The following is a 25,996-nucleotide window of genomic DNA, read 5'->3' on the forward strand; positions in this document are numbered from 1 at the left end:
CTTGTTATTCACTTTTCTCATTCTTTAGTCGTTCTTTCTCTTCTACTTCTTTAACAAGTTGTTCTACTGATCGCTGCAAATCTTCCACTTCTTGTCGAACAGATGCAGCAATATCTTCACTAATTCCCTCTAAATCATCTACCAAATAATCAGCAGACTCTGTCAGTTGAGCCATGTCTTTTCTAACAGACGTCGTTAATGTCTTCACTTTATCAATCAATTGAGTAGATTGGTCAGACACACTTCTTGCTGCTGTACTAGCCATTGTGCTTCCTTTTTCCACAGCTTGACTAGTCCAATCCGTTGTTTTATGCTTTGCAACTTTAGCTTGTTGATTAATATTTTGTCGAATTTCTCTTCCTGACTTTGGTGTCCATAAAAAAGTTACAGCCGCACCAACAACTCCTCCAACAAGCCCACCGATTAAGAAATCTTTTGTGTTAATATTGCTCATGCTCATTCCTCCCTTTTTAAGTTGACGCTCCCTAATATCAAATCTTTATATATATATGATAGATAGCGTCAGCAATTTCTTTTTTCACTCTTTATCTTTCGTCTTTTTCACTTTTTGATTCTCCTGTTTTTTTCGCTTTGTACTTTGTCCAAAACTCTAAAACAATATTTCCCCATTTCACTGCTTGCGCCACTTGCTCTGAATTTTCATCTGCCTTACTTGATACAGCAGACGAAACTTTTTTAACGGACTGATTAATATTTTGAAAAGAATCTCCTAAATCTTTCGCAGCATCAAATACAGAGTTCAATGAATCAGACTTATGTTGAAGATCATCCGCTAATTTATTTGTCTTATGTAATAATTGTGTGGATTCTTTCGTGATTCCATCCACCTGTGTTTGCAACTCTTCCACTGTTGTCGACACACTTTCCATCGTTTTTTTCATTGATAGTAACGTCTGAATAATGTAAAAAACGAGAAACGCAAACGCAATTGCGATAACAGCAACACTAACATACATTAACCATTCCATGTTCGATACCTCCTGATTATTCCTTAAATTTCATTCTAACCCTATTAAAACAAGATTCAACATCTTTTGCGAAATTCCTGCTAGTATTATCATTTTTTTATGATTATAGGTGTATCTGTGGTTAATCTACAAAGAAGTGTGTAAAATAGAGGAAGTTATTACACCCATATCTAAAAAAAAGGAGGAAGATGAATGAAAGATCCTCGAATCACAAAACTAGCACAAAATTTAATTCATTATTCCGTTGATTTACAAAAAGGAGAAAAAATCCTTATTGAAAATTTCGGTGTTCAAAAAGAACTTGTCAAAGCATTAGTAGAAGAAGCTTATAAGGCCGAAGCTATTCCTTTTGTTTCCCTTAAAGAACATGAAGTAAACCGAAGTTTACTCATGGGTGCTTCCAAAGAACAGCAAAAATTGACAGCCGAGTATGAAGCTTACGTCATGAAACAGATGGATGCTTACATAGGACTTAGAGCAGGGGATAACATCAACGAACTTTCTGATGTTCCTTCTGACAAAATGAGTCTACACCAACAAACTGTTGGAACAACCGTACATAGACACATACGCGTTCCAAATACAAAATGGGTTGTTCTTCGATATCCAAGCCATTCAATGGCTCAATTAGCAAAAATGAGTACAGAAGGGTTTGAAGACTTTTACTTTAATGTATGCAATTTAGACTACGCTAAGATGGATCAAGCAATGGAGGCGTTAGTAAAACGAATGAATAATACCGATCACGTTAGACTAACTGGTGAAGGAACTGATTTATCTTTTTCTATTAAAGATATTCCTGCCATCAAATGCGCTGGTCGACTAAATATTCCTGATGGAGAAGTTTATTCTGCCCCAGTTAGAAATTCAGTGAATGGGACAATCTCCTATAATACCGCTTCCCCTTATCAAGGAACGACTTTTGAAAATGTTACATTAACATTTAAAAATGGAAAAATTATTGAAGCCTCTTCCAATCACACGAAAAAAATCAATGAAATATTTAATACGGATGAAGGAGCTAAATATATAGGTGAATTCGCTATTGGAATGAATCCTTATATTCAGCACCCGATGCAAGATATTTTATTTGATGAAAAAATTGATGGAAGTTTCCACTTCACCCCTGGCCAAGCATATGATAATGCATACAACGGGAACGATTCTGCTATTCATTGGGACCTCGTGCATATTCAGCGTCCTGAATACGGTGGTGGAAACATCTATTTCGACGGCGAATTAATTCGCGAGAATGGGCGGTTTGTTGTTGAAGATTTGATTGGTCTAAACCCGGAAAATTTAAAGTAAAGTTTATCAATAAAAACCAGTTAAATTGGTCCTAATAAAAGCCAATTCCTAAAATGGAATTGGCTTTTTAATGTCATGCTTATCGTTATAACGTATTCTCATAAGCGGTTTGAAACTTTTGTACGTCTCCAGCTCCCATAAATATCAAAACAGCATTTTCATGTTGCTTTAATACATCCATTTGATCTTCTTTTATGAGATTTGCTCCCTTAATTTTACCTCGTAAATCTTCAATAGATAATTGACCACTTTTTTCACGAGCTGATGAGAAAATATCACATAAATAAACATGGTCTGCTTCTTCCAGACTTTTAGCAAATTCGTCAAGAAATGTTCTGGTCCGCGTGAAAGTGTGCGGTTGAAAAATAGCAACAACATCTTTTTCTCCATACTTTTTTTGAGCAGACTCAATCGTGGCAGAAATTTCAGTCGGATGATGAGCATAGTCGTCAATTAAAATTTGATCTCCTCGCTGTTTTTCACTAAACCGTCGTTTAACACCTTCAAAGGATGTTAGTTGGGCTTGAACCTTATCTAGCTCTATCCCCTCATAATGACATAACGTGATAACAGATAACGCATTGAGAACATGATGAGAGCCATAACCAGGTATCGTGAAAGATCCATATAATGAACTACGAACATATACATCAAAATGAGTTCCTTCTTTATCTGTTTTGATATTTTTGGCGTAGAAATCATTATCTTCGTTTAGTCCGTAGTATAGCACAGGTACTTGTGCGTTAAGTTCTTGTAAGTGATTGTCATCACCACAAGCAATAATAGCTTTTTTCACTTGCATTGCCATTTCTTGAAAAGCATCAAAAACATCTTCAACATCTTTAAAGTAATCTGGATGGTCAAAGTCAATATTTGTCATAATGGCATAGTCAGGATGATAATTCAAAAAATGACGACGATATTCACATGCTTCAAACACAAAATATTCACTATTTTCCCTACCTCGCCCAGTTCCATCACCAATTAAGTAAGATGTGGGACGAGCCGCATCAATGACGTGAGCAAGTAGCCCTGTTGTTGATGTTTTACCATGTGATCCTGTAACAGCAATGCTAGTAAAGTTTTGAATAAACTCTCCTAAAAAGTGTGGATACGAGTGTACTTCCATATCTAACTCGGATGCTGCTTGGATTTCAACATTTTCTTCGTTAAAAGCCGGTGAAGCAATAAGCGTTTGCCCTTGTTTAATATTTTCTTTTTCAAATGAGAAAATTGGAATACCTTTTTTCTCTAGTGGTTTTTGAGTAAAAAATACTTTATCAACATCTGATCCCTGTACATGATATTTCATATCACTCAAAATTTGAGCTAATGCACTCATACCAGAGCCTTTAATTCCAATAAAATGGTAAACTGTCATGATTGAACCTCCACGTTCTATTAAGATCTTCTATTTCTTACATAGATCCAACTCTTCCATCATTCTTTTTTCTATTCTGTCGGATTGCACATAGGTAATATTCCCTTATTATAGCAAAAAATAATCGCGAGAACCATCAACCCGTAGTCCTTCTTTATAGTTGTCATTGATTAGTCTATTTTCTTCCATCGTGAATCTTACCATACTTCAGCATGTCTATCCCATATTCTTTTAAATACCTTCTATATTCAGGTTGACCTTGTTTATACACGTTCGTTAATTCTTTTATTATTTTTTGCTCAAAAGAAGGGTCAATCACGATAGTTGGTCCTATGATCTTCTTTTCAAATCCAATCATCGAAAGTCTCATAAAAGCAAGATCATTCTTATTTACATCTGGTTCAAATAAATATGGAGATACTTCTATTTCCTTTTCATCAAATAAAGAAAACATCTTCACATGCTCTTTTTTGACTTCACAAATTCGAACAGGGACGAAATGCATGAGCATTAATATCCCGCATAATTCCAACATTTGTTTTGTCATTTCGTTTTGTTTCGTACGAACAAAAATGTCAAACAACCTAGAACCAACAACTGTTACATAGTCAAATAATAGCCAATGTTCAAAGTGAACTTGCATAGATGGATCCAGTTCTTCCTTATTGCTTAACCCTATTTTATGACAAAACAAATGCTTTGCACGAACTTTTTCTCGCAAGTTTGCTTCAGACTGAATGAATGTAAACATCCAATCGTATAAATCTGCAAATGTATTCTGTAAAACCTGTTGTTTGTTGGATTTCACTTTTTGAAAATCAACTAAAAACTCCGCTTTTCTTCGTTGCATTTTTATCTACCCCTTTACAACCCCTTTTGAGAGAGGTCTAAATAAAAGAGAAAAGAAGCCTCTCATAAGTGCCTGACTTTACCAAGTGCTACAGCATATAGGTTCATCAACCGTTAGGTTATTCTCTATACTGTAACAAATGTGCCTGACTCTTATTGTATGAGATAGCTCCTTTTCTTTGCATCAACCTAAAGTTATTTTTTGTAATCTTTGATTTTCGCGAAGTTTACGGCCGGTCTTTGCTTGTGGTTTACCATTTAACACCACATTATCTCCAGTAAAACCAATATGAATGTTTAATAAGCTACTTCCTACTCCATACATATCTACTGGGGCACCAATTCTTTCATAGCGCTCAATTCGTTTAGCATCAAATCCACCAGATGCGACAATTTTCACGTGGTCGTAGCCTTCTTCGTCAAGAGCTTCTCGAAGAGCAAATAGCAACTTCGGATTAACTCCTCTAGGATCGAACGTACCTAGAACCTCTGGATGGCGATTAAAATATTGATCAATTAAATGATTAGAAGTATCAACACGAACCCCTTCTAACTCATTTCCAAAAGCTCGCGCCACTTTCAATGAATCTGTGATCACGTCGTTATTATAGTCTACTAGCGCTAATAAATCATCATCAGGATATGTTTCCTTATACGCTTTTGTTGCTTCAACGACATCGCCTTCAAACAATTGAATAAGTGCGTGGGGCATCGTACCAATTCCTCTTTTTCCCCACCACTCATTCATCGCATGAGTCGCTTGTGCCTTAGAACCACCAATATAAGCAGCGTATCCATCACCTGATTGCATCATAAAATGATCGTCCCTATCGCCCATAAAAATAACTGGTTTTTCCACACCAGATGATTTTGCTGCTTTGACAACTTCGTATACATTGGTTGCTACCGATGTTCGTCTAGCGAAAATCCCATCAATAACACCTTCCAAAAAACCGTAGTTCTGGTATGGACCTTTAATCGTCATAACTGTTTCAAAAGGTTCAATTTTATCACCATCTTCAAGAGATGCAACTTCCAACTCTTCTGGATTAATCGCAAATGTCTCTAGAAGTGCAATGACTTCATCTGTTCCACACAAAACGGCTTGAGTCTTTTGAAAAAACTGCATCGTGACAACATTATTAGGCTTATACTTTTCGGCAATCTCTTTTGTTTTCAAAAAATAAACAGCGGAAAACCAACCTTCTCCAACTCTTTCATCAAACTTAAATGTTTTATTTGTTAATCGCTTTATTTTCCCCTGTAGCTTCAAGCTAATTTCCTTCATTTTTTATCTCCTTGAACTTCCCTGTTCCATTTAATGGTAGAGGGTTTCTTTAGCATGCTCTTGAATCACAGCTTCCATAATTTCGGCAACATCATCTTCATTAACTGTCTGTATCCCATTTTTCAAAACAATAAATTGGGACCTTTCTTGTACTCTTAATAGGTGAATCCACTGCGGAGATACATGTTGAACCAAATTTTCCAAAGACATCTGTTGCATGAGAACATCCCTCCCTGGTTTTAGTTCGACCTCGCGTGAAGCGTGAAGCAAACGAAATCGATGTGTTTCATTGAACGCATGTAGATTCTTCGTTTTTCTCTTCATCACCTGAAAAGTAATCGCGGATCCCTATGAAATTTTTAATGGGCGATAAAACGGAATACCACTAACATTGTATATAAAAAAAGGAGAGATGTGTAGTCTAAATACTCCTTTTATCTATTTTGTTCCTTTTATTCATGTTTTGTCAAATAAACATCCCTCGGTTTACTCCCTCGAGAGGAAGAAACGATACCTCGAGATTCCATCACATCAATCAATCTGGCCGCTCGATTATAGCCCATGCGAAACCGCCGTTGCAACAAGGAAGCGGAAGCCGCTTGCTCTTGAAGAACAAATTCACACGCTTCTTCAAATAAATCATCTTCTGCTTCCGTAGCTATTTTTTCTTTTAGTTCTTCTTTTTCAAATAAAAATGGAAGTGTTGGTAATTCTTTAACATAATCAACCACTCGGTCTATTTCATCATCTGATACGAATGTTCCTTGAATCCGAACAGGTTTAGATGAGCCACTCTCTAATAGAAGCATGTCCCCTCGCCCTAATAATCTTTCAGCACCACCGGCATCAAGAATTGTACGGGAATCTGCTTGTGATGACACCGAAAAGGCAACTCTTGTTGGGATATTTGCTTTGATTAAACCAGTTATGACATCCACCGAAGGACGTTGGGTTGCCACAAGTAAATGGATCCCACAAGCTCTTGCTTTTTGGGCGATACGACAAATGGAATCTTCCACGTCTTGAGGAGAAACCATCATGAGATCCGCTAATTCATCCACTACGATCAATAAGTAAGGTAATTTCTCTTCTGGCTTTTCTGCTCTCTCCATTTTCTCGTTATATCGAGCAATATCTCTCGCACCTGCATTGGCAAAAGATTGATAACGCCTCTCCATTTCTGTTACAGCCCATTTCAACCCTTCTGTCGCCTCTTTTGGGTCTGTAATGACTGGAGCTGCTAAATGAGGCACATCATTAAATGGCGCTAACTCAACCATTTTCGGGTCAATTAATAATAACCTTACCTCTTCAGGAGATGCCTTGTACACAATACTTGTAAGGATCGAATTCACACAAACACTTTTCCCTGATCCGGTAGATCCTGCTATCAGTCCATGGGGCATCTTCTGTAGATCCGTAAGAACAGGATCCCCAGATATACCCATCCCCATCGCAACCGTCAATGGAGATTCAGCCTGATTAAAGGACGGATGCTCTAGGATCTCCCTTAAAAATACAGGCTCAGCCACATCATTTGGCACTTCGACTCCAATCGTATTTTTCCCTGGAATAGGTGCTTCGATTCGAATGTCTTTAGCTGAAAGACTTAACTTTAAGTCATCTGTTAAGTTGACGATTTTACTCACTTTCACTCCTGGTTCAGGTTGAACCTCAAACCTAGTGACAGATGGTCCTTTTGTTACCCGGACAACCTCTGCACGTATGTGGAAATATTCAAATGTCTCATTTAATTTTTCCGTCTGCTCACTAAGCCATAACTTGTCATCTTTTTCTGTTTTTACCGGTTCATTTAACAAGAGAAGAGACGGAAAAGAATAATTACCTTTCTCCTGATTATCAGTGCTTATCCTCTTTTCATCTGTCGCTCCATCCATCTGATTGTCCATAAAAATAACAGGAGACTCTTTTTCTTTCTCTTCTTCCTTTTCTATTTCCGCATGTTTTTGTTTCATCGTTTTCGATGGTGATTTTTCATTCAAATTCTTTACAAGTTGTTCCCCTTCGTTTTCAGATTTATCAACTTCCTTTTCACGTTTAAAAGGAATAATATTCTGTTTGGTTTCACTTGGTTGGTTGACAGGAGTGTTTTCACTTTTCTCCCGTCGAGTTAATCGAGGTACCTTTCCTTTCGAAACTTCAGGAACGTAAGTTGATTTTTGCTCCTTATTTTGATTTTCTTCCTTCTCACTGATATGAGAAGCTGTTCGCATATGTATTGGTTGGTAACCATGTATCGGAGATGGAATCTCTCGAACAGAAAAGCGATGACCTGTAAATTTTTCCTTATTAACTTCCTTTTTTTCCTTTTCTACCGTTGTTTGTATTTCTTTTTTATCATCTGTCGCATTTGTTTTTTTTGACGCCGATGGTTGTGCTTCCTTTACCTCATCTTTGATAAGTGGGAATCGAAACGATCCTTCCTTCGGATACTTACTAATCATTCTTACATTGTGTTCTTCTATATAATTTTCATTATTTCTAAAACCTTGTTTTGAACTTTCATAAAGCGGTGGACTATCTTCTCGTTTTCTTTCTAACGGTTCAGTATCCTCATCTGGAAATAACCATTTTTTTAGTTTAGAAAAATAATTTAATAACCGTGTTTCTTTCATTTATCATCACCTAATCCTTATCATGTTATCAATATACGTTCCACGTAGGTTCAACCCATAAGCTCTAAGCATTGTTCATTGAAACAATGAACAAGAAAAAAGAATCACCAAAGAGGCGATTCTTGAAATACTCTATCTTTATATTAACTTGCTAAGTAAAAAAATACATCAATCTTTTTTCGTTTCTTTTGGTTTTTTTCGGGCTAAAATAAAGATCGGTTCTAGTTCTCCGTTCTCATACATGAATGGCAAAGCTGTCAAAGGTATTCGTCCTTGTGAAAAAAATTGAAAAACCATTTGCGCTAGCACATCGTACCCTGTTTCATTTTGAATATCACCAAAGATAAGCACATCATGGTGAGGAATAGCGACGGTTAATTGACCTAATGTTTTTTCATCCATTTTTTTCAATAACACGTCATCAAGGATTCTACTCGCATCATAACCATCGTTCATACTTACAAAATAGAAGGTATTCCCTGCCACTTTATCTTCTCTCATCGTATGTGTTAGTGAACGAACATTAAATTGACTCATTTCTTGAATTTCGGCGAATGTTTTCCCTGCTTTTTCAAGCATTCCTTCATCTATAAGAGAATATGAATTGCCTTGGTCAACAGCGTAAAAGATTTTTGTTTCTGCCGTATGATCGGAATGAAGAAGCTTACGACCATCATTTGTTTCTGTTTCAAAAGAAGTCGTTCGGATGACAGGAAAAATATGTTGTTCATTCCCTGTAAGACTTACTTCAGCAGTTAATAACCTTAATCCTTCCGTGATCATTTTCATTGTTTCTTCCAAAGCTTGATCCTTATTTTTCTCAAACTTTGGTGTTAAATTATCTAAGTTAATTGTTACTCCTTTATCAACCCGCTTATCTATGATCCTCAATGTACCTTGTTCTCTATCGAAGGATGTAACCCAGTTTTCATTAGTAAGTTTTGCCTCAATTTCCCGTTTCATTTGGATCGGTTTCATTTTATTCCCTCCAGTTCATTCATTATTTTAACATGATGACAGTTAATCACCAATTCCTCTGCTTATAAAAATTGAAAAAACAGGGACACTGATGTGGCACCCTGTTTCCCTTTTTTATTGTTTTGCTTTTGTTAAGAAAGAATCAATTTCTTCCATTGTTTTTCGATCTTTACTCACAAATCGATCCACTTCATTACCTTCTTTAAACACAACAAAACTTGGTATTCCAAAAATGTCTAGTTCTTGACATAATTCAATAAACTCATCCCGATTAACTTTATAGAACTCTAATTCACTATGATTTTCCTCTAAAACTGGTAACAACGGTTCGATGATTGTACAGTCGGGACACCACCCTGCAGTAAACATTACTACTGCACCTTCACCTTCTATTACTTCATTGTATTGATCCATTGACGCTATATTTTTCATCGTGATTCCTCCTATGATTTATCAATTGTCATATCTCCATATTTAATACGATTCGTTTTTCGTAACCATTCTGAAAGGATGAAACTTAAGATAGCAGGTAATAAAAAATGTAACAATAAAATGCTTATAAGTACAGAAATATCCGTCCCCATTGTTCGGATCGTCATGATTTGTCCAACAAAACCGCTCGTACCCATTCCAGCCCCCGCATCATTGTTTTCCATATAAAAAACCATCGTCGATAAAGGACCTAAAATAGCTGCTGTGACAGTAGGGGGAATAAGTATATAGGGATTTTTTAAAACATTAGCAATTTGCAACATTGAAGTTCCTATTCCTAAAGCTAAAAGTCCAGACCAGCCGTTTTCACGAAAGCTACTTGATGCAAAACCTATCATCTGAGACGCACACCCAACGGTGGCAGCACCTGCTGCTATCCCTTCCAAACCAAGCATAATTGCAATTGCAGCGCTTGATATTGGAGCAGTTAAAGCAAGACCCATAAAAACTGCGACTAAAATCCCCATCATAAATGGTTGCTGTTCTGTCGCCCACATAATGAAAAGTCCAAACTGCGTTACAGCACTCGCAATCGGCGGACCAATTAACATCGCACTTCCTACGCCTGCGATAATCGTCACAAGTGGCGTAACAATGATATCTATTTTCGTCTCTTTCGACACCATTTTTCCAATTTCTGTTGAAATTAATGCAGCTAGAAAACTTCCAACAGGTCCTGCCAGCTCTCCTCCAGATGCACCGCTTATTACTGCAGCAAACAACACAAGTCTAGGTGCCCCTAGTCCGTAAGCGACAGCAACACCGATCGCTGGCCCCGATAAACTCATCGCCGTTTCTCCCATCTTTATAAGGACAGCAGATCCAGGTACTCCAAAACCAAGCATCTGTGAACCGATTGTTTCCATAATCAGTCCGATAATTAGCGATGAAAATAATCCAAGGGCCATATAACTCAACGTATTGATGATGTAATTATGAAACGTTGGTTCAATGCCTTTTCTTTTAAAGAAATCTCTCATCTCATACTCCTTACTTTTCAAGTTTAAGTCCAAATACTAAAGATTATAATAACACATCTCAGCATGTCATTTGTGCCGCTGATTCATTGGTTGTAAAATGGAAACATATAAATGGAGGGATTAATTTATGAACTTAACAGTATACTTAGCAGGACAAATTCACGATGACTGGCGCACAGAAATTAAGAAGAAAGCAAAAAACTTACCAATTCAATTTGTTGGACCAATGGAAAACCATGATCGTTCTGACAATATTGGGGAAGAAATCTTAGGGGAACAACCAAGTTCCATTTATAAAGACGAGGCTGCTTCAAAATTTAATAATTTGAGAACTCGTATTTTAATGGAAAAGTCAGATGTCGTTATTGCATTATTTGGCGAAAAATATAAACAATGGAACAGTGCTGCCGACGCTGCATCAGCAGTTGCTCTTAACAAACCACTTATTTTAGTTCGCTCAAAAGACCTTCATCATCCTTTAAAAGAATTATCTGAAAAAGCACAAGTCACTGTAGAAAATGTTGATCAAGCGATCCAAGCTCTTTCTTACATTTTTGAATCATAATACATCGACGTCACTAAATGGTGGCGTCTTTTTGTTATTAAAGTGATAAAGTTGGCCCAATAACATACTATTTATTTGGCTGAACATCGTCGTACGATCCAAAAGACCTTCGGTAAAAACTCCAATCGCCCCTTCATTACTTCGTACATTATGCTTTTTTGTCCAGACCTCCATTACCTCTCCTAACTCTAAACCATCATTCATTCTATTTTGCACGAATGATGGGAGAGGTATCCTTGCACCCGCTGCAACGAAAATATGCCCTTGTTTTGTTGCAAGCGCCCCCCAATTGCATAAATAAAGTTGGTCTTCTATCGTCATAACACCTCCCTCAAGTCCAATGCCTATATCAACAAGCTTATGCTCAACGAGATAGGTTGCGCGTTGAACTGCCCCTTGTTTTGTTTCCTTATCTGACATTGGTTGATTGGAGACATGAGAAGGTGCATTACACCCTTCCACGTTATATTTATGACCGAAAACAGTTTCAACGGATTTTATTTTAGCTGGATTCATCGAACCAACATAGATTTTTTGCAAAAATGTTCACTCCCTTATAAATAATGATCTTATAGTTATCGTGTTGTGCGCGGGAATAGCCATTTTGTGCGCGGAATTCCTGGTGTTTCGCGCGTTAAATGACGTTTGGCGCGCATAAATAGCCAATTTGCGCGCGATAAACCCTAATATTCCCATTATTAATCCAAAAAAGAGAAAGCCTCATTAACAAAATGAGGCTTCCAAAATCACTTAAACATTGTCACGAATGGTATTCAATGTCGTTTGATCAGTGTTTCTTACGAGCGTAGTGATCAATTCTTTCGCTGCTGCGTAATCATCGACATGAATCATAGATGCCGCTGTGTGGATATACCTTGAACAAATACCAATGACTGCTGACGGAACACCACTATTGGATATATGTACCCTTCCCGCGTCCGTTCCACCTTGAGAGACAAAAAATTGATAAGGTATATTATTTGTTTCGGCCGTATCAAGAATAAATTCACGCATCCCCCGGTGCGTAATCATCGTTCGATCAAAGATTCTTAATAGAGCCCCTTTACCTAAATGTCCAAACGCGTCTTTTTCCCCAGAAGCATCGTTCGCAGGACTTGCATCCAACGCATAAAAAATGTCTGGTTGAATCATATTTGCTGATGCTTGAGCGCCTCTAAGTCCAACTTCTTCTTGGACAGTGGCACCAGAATATAAGATATTGGGTGTTTTTTCACCTTTTAATTCTTTTAATAACTCGATCGATAGACCAACACCATATCGATTATCCCAAGCCTTCGCTAAAATCTTTTTTTCATTTGCAAGCTTTTCCATAGGGCAGATTGGCACAATCTGTTGTCCAGGTTTGATTCCAATCTTTATCGCATCTTCCCGATCATCTGCACCAATATCAATATACATATTTTTAATTTCCATTGGTTTGCTTCGTTTTGCTTCGTCAAGTAAATGAGGAGGAACAGAACCAATAACCCCAGTAACCGGTCCATTTTCTGTCATAATCTTCAGCCGCTGTGCCAAGAGGACTTGACTCCACCAGCCCCCTAGTGTTTGAAAACGGATCAACCCTTTTTCATCAATGGAAGTAACCATAAATCCGACCTCATCCATGTGGCCTGCTACCATCACTTTTGGTCCTTGTGAATCACCTCTTTTGATACCAAAAACTCCACCTAAACGGTCTTGAATCACTTCATCGCTATATTTTTCTAATTCTTTTTTTACGTAAGCCCTTACTTCATGTTCAAATCCAGGAGCTCCTGGAAGCTGTGTCAATGTTTCAAACATCTTATACGTTTCTTGTCTCATCAAAAATCTCCCTTCCATGGTTTTTCTATGTACTCATTCTATTTTAACGAAATGTCTGATCAGTTTCCACTTTTTTCGAAAACCGAAAGATCTCCCCACTCTAAATAAGTCTATTTATTTGCGGTTATAATAAATATTAGCCTCATTCTACCTCTCGATTTTAAGATTAGAAAACAAAAATTAAATCCTCCATCAAATTCTGTTAAAATGAAGGAGAGATAGTTGGTCATTTCTATGATGTTTCGCTATACTTAGTTATAGAAACATGTACTGATTTTATTTTTAATAATCGAAAGAAGGTGTCTTTCATGGGTTGGAAAAAGTTCGCAGCTGGCATGGGGGCTGGAGTTGCAGTAACCATTCTAGCAAAAAATCAGTTAGAAAAAACAGATGGAAAATTATCACCAGAAAAAGCGCTAAAATTAGTGAAGCGTAAAACAACTAACCTTGGAACGATTGAAGGCTCTTGGGTACATATGGTTACGGAAGAATTTGAACAAGATCATCTTTTATACGATGTGTATCGCGGAGGTATCACTTGTTCAGATGAATCAGGTAAAATGCACGCTTACGAATTTTTCGTAGACTCTTCTACTGGAACAGTATTGGCATTGAATGAACAAGATGCATAATGAATCCCTTACGGAAATCCTCCGTAAGGGTTTTTTTCGTTTTTATACCCACATTAAGTCAGACCTTTTTTCCTATTCATTAATTATTCACCTCATGTATAAAACGCTATTTTTTTACTCTTTTACTAGTATTTATTAATATTTATTTATTTTTAAGAAAATTCATAACTAAAAGTCAAACTAAATACCTGTATTTTCAAGTCGTTTTTTGTAGAATATTACATCCCAAAGTCCTAATCCTTTGATTTATCAGTACTTACGTTCTTAATTTATATTTAGAATATTATGAATAATGATTCTATAGTTTCAAGGGAATAACATATCGTAACTCGAAATAGTTTACTAGAGCAATATATTCAGTTTTGTTCTGAGATTAACTGAAAGAAGGAGGTGAGTCTACGTTTTAAGTTGCATGATTGTTTAAAAATGATTAGGAGGGTTTTACTTGAAATCTAGCGTCCATAAGAAAAGCATGTTATTTTTACTTAGTTTACTATTATTTGTATCCACTTTTGCATCAATGGGTTTTTCAAATGAAAAATCGTTTGAAAGTGTAACTGATATAAAAGGATCATTTGACTTTAACTCTGATGATGAAATTACCGTGATGGTTGAATTACATGAACCATCTGTAATTCAAGCAAAACATAAAGGGAAATCTCAGTCTAAAGGAAACATAAAAAAAGTTCGCGACGAGATTACTAACGAAATTCTTGAAAAGATTCCAACTAGTGAAGTAACTAGAGAATATGATTATTTATTTTCGGGGGCTGCTGTTACTTTAACAGAAAAAGATGTTCTTCAATTAGAGAGAATAGATGGGATTAAAGCTGTATACCCATCAGTGGAATATGAAGCAAATGAATTCGATCCAGAATTAATTTCAGATGAAGCATTTTCTCCTGCCATGATGGATAGTGCACCATTTATAGGTGCCAATGAAGCTTGGGAAAGTTTAGGGATAACAGGTGAAGGTGTTACTGTTGCTATTATCGATACAGGTGTTGACTATACTCACCCTGATCTCGCTCATGCATTTGGCGACTATAAAGGGTATGACTTTGTCGATAATAATGATGATCCTCAAGAAGGAGATGGACAATACCACGGAACACACGTTGCAGGTACTGTTGCTGCTAATGGTTCCATCCAAGGTGTCGCTCCAGATGCTAGTTTACTAGGTTACCGAGTTCTCGGTCCTCAAGGCGGAACGACAGCAGATGTTGTCGCAGGTATTGAGCTAGCAGTCGAAGATGGAGCTGATGTGATGAACTTGTCTTTAGGCGCTAACGTGAACGACGCTGACTGGGCTACATCTATTGCGCTAGATTGGGCTATGGCTGAAGGTGTTGTAGCTGTTACTTCTAACGGAAATAGTGGACCTAATAACTGGACAGTTGGATCACCAGGAACAAGCCGTGATGCGATTTCCGTAGGTGCGACTCAACTACCTTACGACTTTTATACCTCTGAGATCTTCACATCAGAAGGTGTGGAATATCCATCTGCTAAAATTATGGGTTACCCAAATGAAGAAGAATTACTTGCTTTGAATGAAAGTGAGTTTGAATTTGTTGATGTTGGTCTTGCTGGACCATCCGATTTTGATGAGGTTGACGTAGAAGGAAAAATCGCTTTAATACAACGTGGTGATTATCCGTTTGTCGATAAAGCAACGAATGCTAAAAATGCTGGCGCTGTTGGTGCCGTAATCTACAATAACGTGGATGGAGAGCAGCCTGAAATCCCTGGCATGGCAGTCCCTACGATTATGACAACATTAGCTGATGGTGAAAAGCTCCTTGCTGAATTAGAAGCTGGAAACAACACCATTTCTTTTGATATCGAATTTGATAGAGAAATTGGCGAAACCGTAGCAGACTTCTCCTCAAGGGGACCCGTATACGATACGTGGATGATTAAACCAGACGTCTCTGCTCCTGGTGTTGATATCGTAAGTACATTTCCTGGTGAAAGTTATGCATCTCTTCAAGGAACAAGCATGTCTGCCCCTCACGTCGCAGGTGCAGCCGCTCTTATTTTAGAGAAAAATCCAGATTGGAACACGGATCAAGTAAAAGCAGCATTGATGAATACTGCTGAGCCACTCGAAGATGCTGATGGGAATGTGTATCCGTTTAATACACAAGGTGCAGGTAGTATTCGAGTTATCGAATCATTAACTACCGAAACATTAGTAACACCTGGTTCTTATTCTTTCGGTGTATTTGAGAAAAATAACGGAAAAGAAACGGAAAGACAGCACTTTGAAGTGACAAACTTATCTAACGAACGAAAGAGTTATGACATGGACATTGAGTTATATGATGGTGAAGAACACATTAATGTCAATACGAGTAACAACCTTCAAGTACAAGCCGGAAAGACGCGTCAAGTAAATATGAATGTTCAAGTGAGCACGAATCAGCTTGATCCCGGTTACTATGAAGGAATGATTACGTTAACTCATGGTGATGAAGTGATTGAAGTTCCAAGCATTTTGTTCATCATGGATCCAGACTATCCTCATTTAAGCTATGGGGGATTAACAAATGTTAGTGACGACGGCATGATCGATTTTTACGTCAATTTAAATCGTGACGTCGATTATGTTGAGACGTACATTTTCACAGCAGGCTTAGCGCCTGTCGCCTTCGTTGAGACATTTACTGATTTACCACAAGGCGAGCAAGATTTAACAGCGGATGCTTCTGAAGTTTATAATGATCTTCCTTCAGGAGAATACGCCTTCGTTACCTTTATTGGTAAAGGTGATGTGGAAGAGGCATACATTCTTGGAGAATTCGAAATAGAAGAGTAATATTGTTAAAAGCAGTCAAAGGTTTTTCACCTTTGACTGCTTTTTTTGTTTATTCATTTGTGCGATCTCTCTCCACACTATCAAGCACTTCTTTGCCTGATGCGTCCCATTTTAATAATCGATATTTGTAATCATGGTAAAACATAAACCAAGATTCTTTTTCAATAGCTGGAATAATGAATTCTTGTTTTTTGGAAATGGAATCCATCGGATAGTCATCATAAGCAAGAACCCAAAGGACATTTTGATGAGCGTGTGTCGGCATGATGTCTGCCATATGCCAAACTTCTTGATCACCACGCTTTAAATGTAGAATACAATGTCCTGCGCTATGACCTCCCGTATGAATTAACCTAATACCAGGAACGACTTCCGCCTCTTCTTTAAAGGTCTTTACTTGATCGACAATTGCTTGCCAATTTTCTTTGAAATACGTATTTTTCGAGCGAATGTTTGGATGGCGAATATCGTCCCACTCTGTTTCTTGCACCCAAATGACCGCATTCGGAAAAGTTGATACGAACTGATCATTCTCCCACATCGTTAAGCCACTCGCATGATCAAAATGCATATGAGTCATGAGTACTTCATCAATATCGTGCCGTGTTAGATTCATCTGTTTTAAATTCTCTTCTACTTTTGATTCCGACGTCATCCCGAAATTTCTTTTAGCTTTGTCAGAATACTTATTGTTACCTATGCCTGTTTCAACTAAAAGGTTTTTCCCATCCACTTGAATGAGAATAGGATCTGATCTTAGCTCAATTTGATTTTTTTCATTACATGGGTATTTTCGTGACCATAGAGGTTTAGGAACAGGACCAAACATCGCTCCCCCATCCATATTTGTTACTCCTCCATTCAGCCACGTTAGTGTCACATCTTCAGCTATTTTCCATTGCTCCAACGCCATCAAGATCTCCACCTTTTTTCTATTTTTTTAAAGATGCCTCTAAACGAAAAATTCTCATCCCTTTTTTAGAAAATCGCTCTTCATACTCCGTCATTACGTTATTAGTCATGTCGCTATTGTGGAGATCTAAGCTGATATTTTTCAACTGAAAACCATAGTGAGTTAAACTCTCAATCGAGTATTCAAACAGCCCTTGATTGTCCGTTTTGAAATGAACTTCTCCATCTTTTTTCAAAATTTGCTCATACATACTTAAGAAATATTCATGCGTTAATCGACGTTTTGCATGTCTTTTTTTCGGCCATGGATCGGTAAAATTAATAAATACTCGGTCCACTTCGGAACTTTCGAAAAAATCAGCAATATTTTTCACATCTTCTTGTAAAAAACGCAAGTTACTAGGGGCTTCTTCCATTACTCTCTGCACGCCTGTTACGAGAACACTTTCATACTTTTCTATACCGATAAAATTCACATCAGGATTGGCTTTAGCCATTTTCGTTACAAATTGTCCTTTTCCTGTTCCTACTTCAACATAGATTGGGTTATCATTAGCAAATTTTTTCTTCCAGTTCCCACGCCACTCCGTAGGTGATTTCTCTACAATTTCTGGATGTTCCTCAAGCAAATCCGCTGCCCAAGGTTTATTTCTTAAACGCATAAGTTCTTTCACACTCCAATAGTTTTTCAAATCATCTCTCAAAAACTAGAATATCACAAAATCTCCCTTCTCGTTAGGGCTTGTTTTCGAACATTAATGTTATCTAATTACTTTCATGTGTAAATTTCCTATTTTAGGGAAGAGAATGAGAAAGAGTAATTATATTTACTCCTATGTAAATGTTATTAACCGAATTGTGAAGTATTCACAATGTAAAAATAGCAGTAAAATCAATAAATAATACGTGGAGGGATCGTCTAAATGGCTACACATCAAATGTTAGAACAATTTCAATCCATTTTAAAACAACAAAAACAAAAAGGTACAGCTACTAGGGAAGAATTTAATCAACTTAGAGGGATCATCAAAGTACTTCGTGATGAAAAACTTAATGAAAATTTCGACGGAACGATTCAAGAGATTCATGCATTCATTGATAAAGCAGATGAGACTGAAAACTTAACAGACCTAATTGAACACCATAAACTAAACATTTCCCGTTGGATTGAAGAAATTTCTTTATTAATCGATGGTGGAGGGAAAGTCACAATAGATTATGAACAGAGAAAAGGAAGAGAAGTATAACCTGTTACAATCGACTAGTATAAAATTTGTTAATTTTCACATCCTGTTTCCATAAGGGTTAAAAAAACTCACTGGAAAGGATGACCTTACATGTCGATTAATTACCATCATCAACTGGAATTGTTGAACGATATTTTAGAAAATCAGCTAGATGAAAAATACGGAAGTCATGACGAATTTCACCAATTGCAAAGTACGATTCAATCTCTATGGCAAAATCCTGAAATTCCTGAAGATTTCAAACAAACGTTATCTGCCATTGAACATTATGCCACTCAACATGATCAAGAAGGACAACGTGCGACGTTACCATCTTCAGAACTATTGCAGTGGATTCAAGAAATCGATCAAGTTGGCAATCAAACAATCGACCCCAATATAAACACCTGATAAATAAGAAATGGCTCTCACCAACGGTGAGGGCCATTCTTTTTAACTGGGTTTTTATCCAAGTTTTTTTCTTTATAAAATCTAATTAATGATGCCCTGCCTCTTGAAGGATTTCACTTAATAAATCCGTCCACTTCGTTATTTCGTGATATTCATGGCGCTGCCAATACCAAATAATATTATCAACACATTGAGAAATCATATACCACTGCATTCTTTTTAGCATATCGTCATTGATATGTTGCCCGTAAGTTTCAAGCCATGAAGACCAATCTTTTCTAGGAATATATAAATATAGGAGCGGTGCAAGGTCAAGAGCGGGATCCGCAACTTGCGCTCCGTCCCAATCAATTAAGAATAAATTATCTGTCCCGTTATGAATCCAGTTATTGTGATTCACATCCGCATGACAAACAACAAAGTTATTTTCACTATAAGATGGAGCATTATCTGTTAACCATTTCAAAGCATCTATAACGAATGGATCTTGAATATAAAGTTGTGACGTTTTTTGTTTCAAATTCAACCGAATATGTTCAGGGGTGAGTGGGAGATTCCCCATTCTTTTAAACATATCTAATAAATCTTTCGATTGATGAATCTTCGATAACAAAGAGGCTACACGATCATCATTCATCTCGTATGATTTCAGTTCTCGTCCGTCCACCCAACGTTGAGCAGTGATAACATCTCCGTTTTCTAGACGTTTCGTCCATAATAACTTTGGAACGATTCCTTCCGCAGAAAGAACGGCTAAAAACGGTGAAGAATTTCTTTTTATAAAGATTTTTTGTTTGCCTTGTTCAGCAACATACGCCTCGCCAGTAGCTCCACCAGCTGGTCGAAGTTGCCACCCTTCACCCATGAAATGTTCCAATCGTTTCACCCTCAATTTTCATTCTTCGATATTTCGCCCCGATGATTCCTCTTATACAGACAGCTAGCACAAGTATAAAAGTCTTTTTCCATTGTAAATAAGTTTTCGACTTTCTTCAACTTAAACTCGGATTTTTTTTATAACTAAAAACTCATATGGCTCCAATTCCGTATATTCTCCAACAATCTTCGAACTAGAAATTGGTTTCTGTCCAACATTAGATAAGAGGGCGTCCCAATTACCGAAAGAAGGTAATTTCATTTGAAATCGTTTTTTTGTTGGATTGACATAAATGCATAAATCTTTTCCGTCACCAAGCAATGTAAATCCAAATGTTGGTGCAGGGGTGGGTAAGACGTGCACCCTTCGATCAATTTCATTTTTGGATATCAGACGAAAAACAGGGTGTTCATTTCTGATTTTTAACAATCTGCGCACAAAGTCGATATGGTCCTCATTTTTTTCTCGTTCTATCCAATTTAATTGGTTCACAATGTCACCAGAAATATAGCTATTTCCATCTCCATCTTTGGAACGAAACCATTCTTGTCCAGCATGAATAAACGGTATACCTTGACTAACAATTGTTAAACCAATAGCTAGTTTAGCCATTTGCTTACGATCATCGTCTTCCTCTTCCTCATTTGATGTTAATAGTCGATCCCATAGTGTATGGTTATCATGACATTCCACATAATTTACGGTTTGATTTACGTCGGAAACAAATGGGGGAACCCACTCGTTCTCACTGCTAGACCCTTTCACAAGCTGTGGAAGGCGTTCAATATATTTCCCCTTCCCATTCACATAACCATAATCAAATAAATCAAAGTTGTTGCCTTTCACAGAATCACGGAAAAAGTCATTGAAAAAACGAACACCAGGGAGTTGATGAGATTGGTGACTTGTTGCTTTATCCATAGAGTCTATAGCTGTCGGAAGTTCCCAGCCTTCTCCTAATAACATAATTAAACCGTCTTCTTGATCACAGCGTTCCTTTATTTTTTTCATCGTTTCAATATCGATCGCACCCATTAAATCGAACCGAAAGCCATCGACTAAATATTCCGTTAGCCAATAATCAATGGAATCCAATATAAACTTTCTTCCCATTGCCCTCTCCGATGCAAAATCGTTGCCTACTCCTGTACCGTTACTAATTTCTCCATGAGCATGGTAACGGAAATAGTACCCTGGTACTAACTTCTCAAAAGACGATTCTTCCATAATAAACACGTGATTATATACAACGTCTAAAATAATAGAAACATTCCGTTCATGAAATGCTTGGACAAGTTTTTTCAACTCGGTTACACGAGAAAATGGATCGGTTGGATTGGACGAATAACTACCTTCTGGAGTTTGGTAAAATAATGGATCGTACCCCCAATTATACTTATTGTCTGGTTGAAGATCATCTACTCTTGCAAAATCATTCACAGGAAGAAGTTGCACATGTGTGACACCTAATTCAGTTATATAATCCAACCCTGTGGAAAAACCACGGCTCGTTTTTGTATTTGGTTCTGTTAGACCTAAATACTTCCCTTTATGAGTGACACCACTCTCTGGATGGACTGTTGCATCACGAACATGCAATTCATAAATGGAACTATCCTGCAAACGATCCATTTTCACTCTTTCCGTAATTCTAAAATTATCAGGATCCGTTTTAGATAAATCAGTCACGACAGCCGCTTGACTATTCGCGGTCAATGCCTTCGCATAAGGGTCAATAACGTCCAAAACTTCTCCATTTACGTTAATCCTATATAAATAAGGTAACCCATGACAGTTTTGATTTATTTCGTATTCCCAGACTCCTTTTTCTTTCCGTTTCATTACATAGGCTTTACCATCAAGAAGTAGATGCATCGACGTGGCTATAGGACTCCAGACTCTGAAAGTGGTAGCTTCCTTTTCATAAAGAGCTCCGTATTCTAAATGTGACGCATCGTATTCCATATCAAACCACGCCGTCCGAACAACAGCCCCTGCATAAACAGGTATATTTATACCGTTATACTTAAACATTAACTCTTTACCTAACGGCAATGGTTCAGCAGAATGAAATATTACCTTTCTATCATTGATTACTTCTTTGACCGATAACTTCCATATAATATTCGTAATTTCGCTTTCAACAATCATTGCTTCTTCATGATCATTAATCTCTTCAAAAGAAAATTCTCCCTCTAATTCAACGAGATGACAATCATTTATCCAAGCCCTGCACTTTTTCATGGTGCTCCCTCTTTTCTTTATTCAAAACAGTCTTCCACTTCTCTGAAATGTCAGTAACCTTTATTTGATAAGGTCAAACCTTGTATCTATATCTTTATATTAACAAGTGAAATTAATGATAAAACTTTAATTTTTAAAAAACTCACATAAATTTAACAACTTTTTCGCAATTTAACAAGGAACTTGCCTACCCTCTAGAGAATCTATAGTATATACATCTTTATGAGATTGCAGAACAGAACAACTTAATTTCATACATCTACTAATCCTTCATACCTATTAAAGATGTCATTCCATTTTTTACACACTCTCTTAATTAATCGAATCATCTTTTCTAACCTGTAAAAAAAGCCATTTTATCCTTGCTTCTATGCATAGGACTCCTTATTCTCTATTAAAGGATGTAATCAAATGGCTGCCTTTGTCAACTCAGAAAAGATAACCAAGCTTGTCTCTATCTAGAGAGATAAACGAGTAAAGAAAGGAACTTGCATATGAATTATCCCCTCTCAAACGAAGATATTTATTTATTTCATCAAGGTACACACCACCACAGCTACGAGCTTTTAGGTTGTCACCAGATGGAATGGAACGAACAAAAAGGTTTCCGCTTCCTTGTATGGGCTCCACATGCTCACCAAGTTTTTCTAGCCGGCGATTTTAATGACTGGAATGGTGAGTCTTATCCACTCGAGCGAGTAAATGAAGAAGGGTTATGGATTGGCTTCTTCACAAATATCCCCTCTGGCTCGCCTTATAAGTATTCCATTGTCCACCCTAGTGGACAACGTCTGCTTAAAGCAGATCCCTTTGCCAAACAATCAGAGCTTCGCCCAGCTACGGCTTCGGTTACCCCTACAGAAACATATTATGAATGGGCAGACGAAGATTGGCAACATATCAAGAAAAAATACAACCCATATCAATCACCGATTAATATTTATGAGGTCCACCTTGGCACTTGGAAAAAGAAAGGGGATGAGGTTCTTTACACGTATCGAGAATTAGCAAAAGATTTAATTCCTTATGTAAAGAAACTCGGGTACACACACATAGAATTGATGCCAATTTCAGAACACCCCTTTGACCTTTCATGGGGCTATCAAATCACAGGGTATTTCTCGATTACGAGTCGTTATGGCTCGCCAGATGATTTCAAATACTTTGTTGACCAGTGCCACCAACACGGAATCGGGGTCATTATGGATTGGGTTCCGGGACATTTTTGTAAAGACGAACATGGGCTCAGGCAATTTGATGGGGAACCATTATTCGAGTATTTAGATGATCGAAAAGCTGAAAAAACTTCTTGGGGAACGCTAACCTTTGATTTTGGTCGTCCTGAAGTACAAAGTTTTCTCTTATCCAATGCTATCTACTGGTTAAAAGAATATCACATTGACGGTATTAGAGTAGATGCCGTAGCTAGCATGATCTATTTAAACTTCGATAAAAACGATGGGGAAGAGAAAGTTTATAACTCATACGGTGGCGACGAACACCTCGAAGCTATCGCTTTCTTAAAAAAGCTTAACCAAGTCGTATTCGAGTATTTCCCTACTACATTAATGATGGCTGAGGATAGTTCTGATGTGCCGTTAGTTACTGCCCCGATACATGATGGTGGCTTAGGATTTAACTTCAAATGGAACATGGGTTGGATGAATGATGTTCTTGAGTATATGGAACACGATCCTCTTTATCGAAAGTGGAATCATAACTTATTAACGTTCTCTTTTATGTATACTCATACTGAAAATTTTGTGTTACCACTATCCCATGATGAAGTCGTGCACGGAAAGAAGTCCTTATTAAATAAAATGCCTGGCGACCAATGGCAGCAGTTTGCCAACCTACGGTTATTATACGGCTACATGATGGTACACCCAGGGAAAAAATTATTATTCATGGGTGGCGAATTTGGTCAATATGCCGAATGGAAAGATAAAGAACAATTAGATTGGCATCTATTAGACTACCCTTTGCATCATAGCATGTTTGACTATGTAAAAACATTAAACCATTTCTATAAATCTGAACCTAGTCTCTATGAATTAGACCATGATCATAATGGATTTGAATGGATTGATCCACATAACATCGATCAAAGCATCGTCGCCTTTATTCGCAAAGGGAAAGAGAAAAAAGACGAAAGAATTATCGTATGTAATTTCACACCTAATGTGAATTATGACTATAAAATCGGTGTGTCTGAACCTGGAGAATACGTTGAGATTTTCAATTCAGACAAAAAATCGTTCGGCGGATCCGATCAATTGAACAACGAGAAACACTTTAGTTTTGCTGAGAAATGGCATAATTTTGAACAACATATCAAAATTATGGTTCCCCCGTTAGCTATTGCTATATTCAAAAAAATAGATCAAGACACAACAGAGGAGGACAACTAAATGAAAAAAGAATGTGTTGGAATGCTGCTTGCCGGTGGCGAAGGGAAACGATTAGGATTACTGACGAAAAACTTAGCTAAACCTGCCGTCCACTTTGGTGGGAAATACCGAATCATTGATTTCACTCTAAGTAATTGTTCCAATTCAAGGATACACACGGTTGGTGTTTTAACCCAATATTCTCCGATGGTACTTAATAAACATATCGGAATTGGTAAACCTTGGGATTTAGATCGTCAAGAAGATGGAGTCGCGATTTTATCACCTTATACAGCTAAAAAAGGGGGAAGTTGGTATAAAGGTACCGCTGACGCCATTTCACAAAACATCCATTATATTGATCAATATGACCCTGAATTTGTTCTCGTTATTTCTGGGGATCATATTTACCAAATGAACTATGACAAACTCATTGAGCATCATCGAGAAAAACAGTCAGAAGCAACGATTTCCGTTATTGAAGTTCCTTGGAAAGAAGCTTCTCGATTTGGCATTTTAAATACGAAAAGTAATTTAGAAATCTATGAATTTGACGAGAAACCTGAAAACCCTAAAAATAACTTGGCATCCATGGGTATTTATGTTTTTAATTGGAAAACACTACGAAAATATCTCATAGAAGATTCTAAACTCAAAAACTCTTCTCATGATTTCGGGAAAGATGTAATCCCAGCTATGTTAAATGATGAGTTACCTTTATTTGCTTATCGTTTTGAAGGATACTGGAAAGATGTTGGAACGATCCAAAGCTATTGGGAAGCAAACATGGATCTCTTGGAAGAAGATTTATCTTTATCATTAAATAACAAAGAGTGGAGGACTTATTCACACGATACTAACTATCCTCCCCACTTTATAGATAAAAACGCGGTCATAGACAATTCCTTAATTAATTCAGGCTGTTGGATTTCTGGTAAAGTAACGAATTCTGTCTTGTTTGAACGAGTGGATGTAGGCGATGAATCTTCTATAAACGAATCTATCCTTCATCCTGCTGTAAGAATCGGAAAAAACTGTGTTGTTAATCGTGCAATCATTATGGAGAATGTCTCTATTCCTGATGGCGTAACAATTGATGGCTCCGAATTCGATGAACCCGTCGTCATAAACGATGAAAACATTTATGATTTCACGAACTAAATACAACGATTAATTTATGATACTGTTCTTTT

Annotated in this window: 24 protein-coding genes; 8 read left to right on the forward strand and 16 right to left on the reverse strand. The window is 37.2% G+C overall.

The window, feature by feature from the left end:
* Positions 1–4: 4 nt before the first annotated feature.
* Together QDN89_RS09795 and QDN89_RS09800 are read right to left on the reverse strand one after the other, a co-directional pair.
* Positions 5–454 (reverse strand): YtxH domain-containing protein, encoded by a 450-nt coding sequence (locus QDN89_RS09795; protein WP_280769950.1) that lies wholly within the window; start codon positions 452–454, stop codon positions 5–7.
* A gap of 91 nt (positions 455–545) precedes the next feature.
* The gene (locus QDN89_RS09800; RefSeq protein ID WP_280769951.1) at positions 546–989 is read right to left on the reverse strand and encodes a DUF948 domain-containing protein; all 444 of its coding nucleotides are present in this window, start codon (positions 987–989) and stop codon (positions 546–548) included.
* Positions 990–1,181: 192 nt separating this feature from the next.
* Here QDN89_RS09800 and QDN89_RS09805 point away from each other — a divergent pair, with 192 nt between their 5' ends.
* The gene (locus QDN89_RS09805) at positions 1,182–2,297 is read left to right on the forward strand and encodes an aminopeptidase (RefSeq protein ID WP_280769952.1); all 1,116 of its coding nucleotides are present in this window, start codon (positions 1,182–1,184) and stop codon (positions 2,295–2,297) included.
* Between the two features lie 85 nt (positions 2,298–2,382).
* On the opposite strand, the gene murC is transcribed toward QDN89_RS09805, so the two are convergent.
* From murC to QDN89_RS09845, 8 genes are all read right to left on the reverse strand, one after another.
* Positions 2,383–3,678 (reverse strand): UDP-N-acetylmuramate--L-alanine ligase, encoded by a 1,296-nt coding sequence (gene murC, locus QDN89_RS09810; RefSeq protein ID WP_280769953.1) that lies wholly within the window; start codon positions 3,676–3,678, stop codon positions 2,383–2,385.
* A 175-nt stretch (positions 3,679–3,853) separates the two neighbouring features.
* Complete coding sequence (locus QDN89_RS09815; RefSeq protein ID WP_280769954.1) at positions 3,854–4,528, reverse strand: hypothetical protein; 675 nt, start codon at positions 4,526–4,528, stop codon at positions 3,854–3,856.
* 183 nt (positions 4,529–4,711) lie between these two features.
* Positions 4,712–5,815, reverse strand: a complete 1,104-nt coding sequence (locus tag QDN89_RS09820; protein WP_280769955.1) for a nicotinate phosphoribosyltransferase — start codon at positions 5,813–5,815, stop codon at positions 4,712–4,714.
* Between the two features lie 30 nt (positions 5,816–5,845).
* Positions 5,846–6,034: a hypothetical protein gene (locus QDN89_RS09825; protein ID WP_280769956.1), complete on the reverse strand. Its 189-nt coding sequence runs from the start codon at positions 6,032–6,034 to the stop codon at positions 5,846–5,848.
* A gap of 233 nt (positions 6,035–6,267) precedes the next feature.
* Positions 6,268–8,451, reverse strand: a complete 2,184-nt coding sequence (locus QDN89_RS09830) for a DNA translocase FtsK (protein ID WP_280769957.1) — start codon at positions 8,449–8,451, stop codon at positions 6,268–6,270.
* Positions 8,452–8,619: 168 nt separating this feature from the next.
* Positions 8,620–9,429 (reverse strand): DUF1444 domain-containing protein, encoded by an 810-nt coding sequence (locus QDN89_RS09835; protein ID WP_280769958.1) that lies wholly within the window; start codon positions 9,427–9,429, stop codon positions 8,620–8,622.
* A 114-nt stretch (positions 9,430–9,543) separates the two neighbouring features.
* Positions 9,544–9,861, reverse strand: coding sequence for a thioredoxin family protein (locus tag QDN89_RS09840; RefSeq protein ID WP_280769959.1), 318 nt, complete (start codon positions 9,859–9,861; stop codon positions 9,544–9,546).
* An 11-nt stretch (positions 9,862–9,872) separates the two neighbouring features.
* Positions 9,873–10,901, reverse strand: a complete 1,029-nt coding sequence (locus QDN89_RS09845) for a PTS sugar transporter subunit IIC (protein WP_280769960.1) — start codon at positions 10,899–10,901, stop codon at positions 9,873–9,875.
* Positions 10,902–11,028: 127 nt separating this feature from the next.
* Between QDN89_RS09845 and QDN89_RS09850 the strand changes: the two genes are divergently transcribed.
* A complete protein-coding gene (locus tag QDN89_RS09850) occupies positions 11,029–11,466 on the forward strand; it encodes a YtoQ family protein (RefSeq protein ID WP_280769961.1) in 438 nt (145 codons plus the stop codon).
* Here the strand turns inward: QDN89_RS09850 and QDN89_RS09855 are convergent.
* Positions 11,461–12,006: a DUF84 family protein gene (locus QDN89_RS09855; protein WP_280769962.1), complete on the reverse strand. Its 546-nt coding sequence runs from the start codon at positions 12,004–12,006 to the stop codon at positions 11,461–11,463. The genes QDN89_RS09850 and QDN89_RS09855 overlap by 6 nt on opposite strands.
* Positions 12,007–12,216: 210 nt before the next feature.
* Positions 12,217–13,290: a M42 family metallopeptidase gene (locus QDN89_RS09860; protein WP_280769963.1), complete on the reverse strand. Its 1,074-nt coding sequence runs from the start codon at positions 13,288–13,290 to the stop codon at positions 12,217–12,219.
* 308 nt (positions 13,291–13,598) lie between these two features.
* On the opposite strand from QDN89_RS09860, the gene QDN89_RS09865 reads away from it, so the two are divergent.
* Together QDN89_RS09865 and QDN89_RS09870 are read left to right on the forward strand one after the other, a co-directional pair.
* Positions 13,599–13,922 (forward strand): PepSY domain-containing protein, encoded by a 324-nt coding sequence (locus QDN89_RS09865; RefSeq protein WP_280769964.1) that lies wholly within the window; start codon positions 13,599–13,601, stop codon positions 13,920–13,922.
* Positions 13,923–14,367: 445 nt separating this feature from the next.
* Complete coding sequence (locus tag QDN89_RS09870; RefSeq protein ID WP_342394376.1) at positions 14,368–16,743, forward strand: S8 family serine peptidase; 2,376 nt, start codon at positions 14,368–14,370, stop codon at positions 16,741–16,743.
* Positions 16,744–16,792: 49 nt separating this feature from the next.
* Here the strand turns inward: QDN89_RS09870 and QDN89_RS09875 are convergent, their stop codons facing one another.
* Both QDN89_RS09875 and trmB read right to left on the reverse strand, forming a co-directional pair.
* Positions 16,793–17,650, reverse strand: coding sequence for a YtnP family quorum-quenching lactonase (locus QDN89_RS09875; RefSeq protein ID WP_280770113.1), 858 nt, complete (start codon positions 17,648–17,650; stop codon positions 16,793–16,795).
* 25 nt (positions 17,651–17,675) lie between these two features.
* Positions 17,676–18,317 carry a tRNA (guanosine(46)-N7)-methyltransferase TrmB gene (gene trmB, locus QDN89_RS09880; protein WP_280770114.1) on the reverse strand — a complete coding sequence of 214 codons (642 nt, stop codon included), beginning with the start codon at positions 18,315–18,317 and terminating at the stop codon, positions 17,676–17,678.
* A gap of 261 nt (positions 18,318–18,578) precedes the next feature.
* Between trmB and QDN89_RS09885 the strand changes: the two genes are divergently transcribed.
* Together QDN89_RS09885 and QDN89_RS09890 are read left to right on the forward strand one after the other, a co-directional pair.
* Positions 18,579–18,902, forward strand: coding sequence for a YtzH-like family protein (locus QDN89_RS09885; protein ID WP_280769965.1), 324 nt, complete (start codon positions 18,579–18,581; stop codon positions 18,900–18,902).
* Between the two features lie 90 nt (positions 18,903–18,992).
* Positions 18,993–19,292: a YtzH-like family protein gene (locus tag QDN89_RS09890; protein ID WP_280769966.1), complete on the forward strand. Its 300-nt coding sequence runs from the start codon at positions 18,993–18,995 to the stop codon at positions 19,290–19,292.
* 85 nt (positions 19,293–19,377) lie between these two features.
* Here the strand turns inward: QDN89_RS09890 and QDN89_RS09895 are convergent, their stop codons facing one another.
* Both QDN89_RS09895 and pulA read right to left on the reverse strand, forming a co-directional pair.
* The gene (locus tag QDN89_RS09895; protein WP_342394377.1) at positions 19,378–20,178 is read right to left on the reverse strand and encodes a phosphotransferase; all 801 of its coding nucleotides are present in this window, start codon (positions 20,176–20,178) and stop codon (positions 19,378–19,380) included.
* A gap of 111 nt (positions 20,179–20,289) precedes the next feature.
* The gene (gene pulA, locus QDN89_RS09900; protein WP_280769968.1) at positions 20,290–22,413 is read right to left on the reverse strand and encodes a type I pullulanase; all 2,124 of its coding nucleotides are present in this window, start codon (positions 22,411–22,413) and stop codon (positions 20,290–20,292) included.
* Between the two features lie 494 nt (positions 22,414–22,907).
* On the opposite strand from pulA, the gene glgB reads away from it, so the two are divergent.
* Positions 22,908–24,824: a 1,4-alpha-glucan branching protein GlgB gene (gene glgB, locus QDN89_RS09905; protein WP_280769969.1), complete on the forward strand. Its 1,917-nt coding sequence runs from the start codon at positions 22,908–22,910 to the stop codon at positions 24,822–24,824.
* The gene (locus QDN89_RS09910; protein WP_280769970.1) at positions 24,825–25,964 is read left to right on the forward strand and encodes a glucose-1-phosphate adenylyltransferase; all 1,140 of its coding nucleotides are present in this window, start codon (positions 24,825–24,827) and stop codon (positions 25,962–25,964) included.
* Positions 25,965–25,996 lie beyond the last annotated feature (32 nt).

The organism is Salipaludibacillus daqingensis (assembly GCF_029891575.1).
Lineage (GTDB): Bacteria > Bacillota > Bacilli > Bacillales > Salisediminibacteriaceae > Salipaludibacillus > Salipaludibacillus daqingensis.

What these genes read in the sequence shown, in the direction of transcription:
- QDN89_RS09835 (WP_280769958.1), bottom strand. Translation starts at nt 9,429, where the DNA reads ATGAAACCGATCCAAATGAAACGGGAAATTGAGGCAAAACTTACTAAT.
- QDN89_RS09910 (WP_280769970.1), top strand. Translation starts at nt 24,825, where the DNA reads ATGAAAAAAGAATGTGTTGGAATGCTGCTTGCCGGTGGCGAAGGGAAA.
- QDN89_RS09800 (WP_280769951.1), bottom strand. Translation starts at nt 989, where the DNA reads ATGGAATGGTTAATGTATGTTAGTGTTGCTGTTATCGCAATTGCGTTT.
- QDN89_RS09840 (WP_280769959.1), bottom strand. Translation starts at nt 9,861, where the DNA reads ATGAAAAATATAGCGTCAATGGATCAATACAATGAAGTAATAGAAGGT.
- QDN89_RS09805 (WP_280769952.1), top strand. Translation starts at nt 1,182, where the DNA reads ATGAAAGATCCTCGAATCACAAAACTAGCACAAAATTTAATTCATTAT.
- QDN89_RS09860 (WP_280769963.1), bottom strand. Translation starts at nt 13,290, where the DNA reads ATGAGACAAGAAACGTATAAGATGTTTGAAACATTGACACAGCTTCCA.
- glgB (WP_280769969.1), top strand. Translation starts at nt 22,908, where the DNA reads ATGAATTATCCCCTCTCAAACGAAGATATTTATTTATTTCATCAAGGT.
- QDN89_RS09885 (WP_280769965.1), top strand. Translation starts at nt 18,579, where the DNA reads ATGGCTACACATCAAATGTTAGAACAATTTCAATCCATTTTAAAACAA.
- pulA (WP_280769968.1), bottom strand. Translation starts at nt 22,413, where the DNA reads ATGAAAAAGTGCAGGGCTTGGATAAATGATTGTCATCTCGTTGAATTA.
- QDN89_RS09865 (WP_280769964.1), top strand. Translation starts at nt 13,599, where the DNA reads ATGGGTTGGAAAAAGTTCGCAGCTGGCATGGGGGCTGGAGTTGCAGTA.
- murC (WP_280769953.1), bottom strand. Translation starts at nt 3,678, where the DNA reads ATGACAGTTTACCATTTTATTGGAATTAAAGGCTCTGGTATGAGTGCA.
- QDN89_RS09830 (WP_280769957.1), bottom strand. Translation starts at nt 8,451, where the DNA reads ATGAAAGAAACACGGTTATTAAATTATTTTTCTAAACTAAAAAAATGG.
- QDN89_RS09820 (WP_280769955.1), bottom strand. Translation starts at nt 5,815, where the DNA reads ATGAAGGAAATTAGCTTGAAGCTACAGGGGAAAATAAAGCGATTAACA.
- QDN89_RS09825 (WP_280769956.1), bottom strand. Translation starts at nt 6,034, where the DNA reads ATGCAACAGATGTCTTTGGAAAATTTGGTTCAACATGTATCTCCGCAG.
- trmB (WP_280770114.1), bottom strand. Translation starts at nt 18,317, where the DNA reads ATGCGTTTAAGAAATAAACCTTGGGCAGCGGATTTGCTTGAGGAACAT.
- QDN89_RS09795 (WP_280769950.1), bottom strand. Translation starts at nt 454, where the DNA reads ATGAGCAATATTAACACAAAAGATTTCTTAATCGGTGGGCTTGTTGGA.
- QDN89_RS09815 (WP_280769954.1), bottom strand. Translation starts at nt 4,528, where the DNA reads ATGCAACGAAGAAAAGCGGAGTTTTTAGTTGATTTTCAAAAAGTGAAA.
- QDN89_RS09845 (WP_280769960.1), bottom strand. Translation starts at nt 10,901, where the DNA reads ATGAGAGATTTCTTTAAAAGAAAAGGCATTGAACCAACGTTTCATAAT.
- QDN89_RS09850 (WP_280769961.1), top strand. Translation starts at nt 11,029, where the DNA reads ATGAACTTAACAGTATACTTAGCAGGACAAATTCACGATGACTGGCGC.
- QDN89_RS09890 (WP_280769966.1), top strand. Translation starts at nt 18,993, where the DNA reads ATGTCGATTAATTACCATCATCAACTGGAATTGTTGAACGATATTTTA.